Below are 2,301 nucleotides of genomic sequence, written 5' to 3'. Positions count from 1 at the left end.
AGCAGGGCGCGGCCGATGTCGCCGGCGGCGTCGCTGATCGCGACGATGCCGGCGCCGCGGGCGGCGGCCAGCAGCGCGAGTTCGGCGGTGTCGGCGTCGGCGACCCGGCCGAACAGGGCCAGGCGGGCGTCGGAGACGTCCCACTGCTGGTCGGTGAGGGCGAAACCTTCCCGGGTCGTCCAGCCGGCCCGGGCGAGCCGGCGCAGGACGGCGGTGGCGTCGCCGCCGGTGGCGACGACGTAGCGGGGCGCGAGCGCCGGGTCTCCGGCCATCAGGCGTCCGTCCGCGGAACCCGGGGAGGCGTTGACATGCGCCCACCATGCGATGAAGTTGCCGCCCGGCACAAGACCAGACCTTTACTCATCCAAGGTCCTCGATGGCCAGGGCGGCGGCCTCGGTGCGGGTGCGGGCGCCGAGCTTGCGCATCCCGGAGCGGATGTGGGTCTCGACCGTCTCCCGGGAGATGCCGAGCTGCCCGGCGATGCGGCGGGTCGGCTCGCCGTTGGCGACGAGCCGCAGCACGTCACGCTCGCGGTCGGTGAGCTCGTCACCGGCGCGGCGGCCGCGGATGTCGCGGCGGATCGAGTGGCGGCGCAACGCCCGGCGGGCCCGGCCGAGCAGCACGACCAGGCCGGCCTCCTCGGCGAGGCGTTCGGCCTCCAGCAGCGGCGGTACCGCCCGTTCGGCGGTCTCCTCGAGCAGCCCCCGCGCCAGCAGGCAGCGGACCTCCTCCCGGCGGGCCAGGGTCCGCCACGCGGCGGCCGCCTCGGCGAACCGGTCCGGGGACTTCCACGCCTCCAGCGTCGCCACGACCGGCGGGAGGGCCGTGTCACCGGCCGGGAGGGCGTCGCCGGTGACACCGGCGTCGTAGGCGGCCCAGCGGGCCGTGATCCGGCGCAGCCCGTCGACGAGCGGCGGCGCGGGATGGTCCGTGAAGTCGGCGGGCGCGCCGGTGGCCTGGTCGGGCCGGCCGTCGAGCCACGCCGCCTCACGGGTCACCCAGTCCAGGGCCGGGGCCGTCGCGGCGGGCCGGTTGGTGAGGGCCTCCAGGCGGGCGCGGGCCGGGGCGAGCAGGCCACCGTCGGCCTCGGCGAGGGACGCGGCGGCGACGGCGTAGCCGCGGGCGACCGCCGGGAGGGTCCGGTCGGTGAGGTCACCGGCGCGGCGGACGACCTCGTCGATCTCCTCGCCGCGCAGCGCGTCGCACCACAGCTGCGCCGCGACGAACCGGGTCTGCCAGCTGTAGGCGAGGTCACCGGCGCAGGCGGCGGCGGCCGCGGCGGCGGCCTGGGACGCCTCGGCGAGGCGGGCGTCGGCGGTCAGGGTCTCCACGAGCAGCCACGCCGACCAGCGGGCGGCGAGCGCGTCACCGGCCTGCCCGGCCGCGGACGCGGCCGACGCCAGCCCGTACTCCCAGCCGGGCTGGCGGGTGCCGGCCCGCACCGCGGCGACCGCGGCGCGCAGCCCCGGGTGGGTGGGGGCGTCGCCGTGGACCTTCAGCAGCTCCTCGGCGCGGGCGACGGCACCGGCCGGGTCGGTGGTGAGCATGCTCAGCAACCGGATCCGGTCCCGGCCGCCGAGCACGTCGGCCGGGGCGTCGTCGGGGACGGCGGCGACGGCGGCCGCGGCGGCGGGTGCGTTGCCCTGCTGCAGCAGCGCCTCACCGCGCAGGACCGCGGCGCCCGGGTCGGTGGTGGCCGGGTCGATGACCCGCAGGCACGAACCGGGACGGCCGGCGGCGAGCGCGGCGCGGGCCGCGGCGACCCGCACCGCCGGTTCCGCGTCGACACCCGGCAGGTCACAGGCGAGCAGCAGCAGCTCGGCCCGGTCGCCGGACGACTCGGCGGCCGCGGCCGCCCGCACCGCGACCTGGTAGGCCTCGGCGGGAGCGCCGGCGGCGGCGAGGTGCCGGGCCGCCTCCCGCGGCGGGACCAGCGTGGCGAGGCGGCGGTGCAGGGCGGCGCGTTCGGCCGGGTCGAGCAGGCCGGCGGCGACCTCCGCCGTGTACGGGGAGACGGGCGCGGCCACACCGTCGGTGAGCTCGACCAGGCCGGTCGCGGTCAACTCGGCGAGACCCTCACCGAGGACCGACGCGGTGACCGGCCGGCCGAGCAGGCCCAGCGCGGCCATCGCCGTACGGGCCGGGCGGGTCAGGTCCGCGAGGGCGCCGGCGACGGCGTAGGCGAGGCCCTTGTCCAGATCGGGGCCGGTGTCGCGGGGCGTGCCGCCCTGCGCGACGTGCCGGGCCGGCCGCTCGCCGTCTCCGGCCTCACTGTCGGAGGCGTGGCCGGCCTGCGCCGA

General features: G+C 79.1%; 1 protein-coding gene and 1 pseudogene. Both read right to left on the bottom strand.

The annotated features are described in order from the left end of the window. Positions 1-272, bottom strand: a pseudogene (locus ABZS66_RS61365) (LuxR family transcriptional regulator); the annotation flags it as partial. 88 nt (positions 273-360) lie between these two features. After that, on the bottom strand, positions 361-2,301 hold a 1,941-nt coding region (locus tag ABZS66_RS61360; RefSeq protein WP_354774188.1), incomplete at its 5' end, for a LuxR C-terminal-related transcriptional regulator.

Source organism: Dactylosporangium sp. NPDC005572, from assembly GCF_040605515.1.
Classification (GTDB): domain Bacteria; phylum Actinomycetota; class Actinomycetes; order Mycobacteriales; family Micromonosporaceae; genus Dactylosporangium.
Note: the sequence above shows the minus strand (reverse complement) of the source record. Positions and strands in the feature narration are given on the sequence as shown.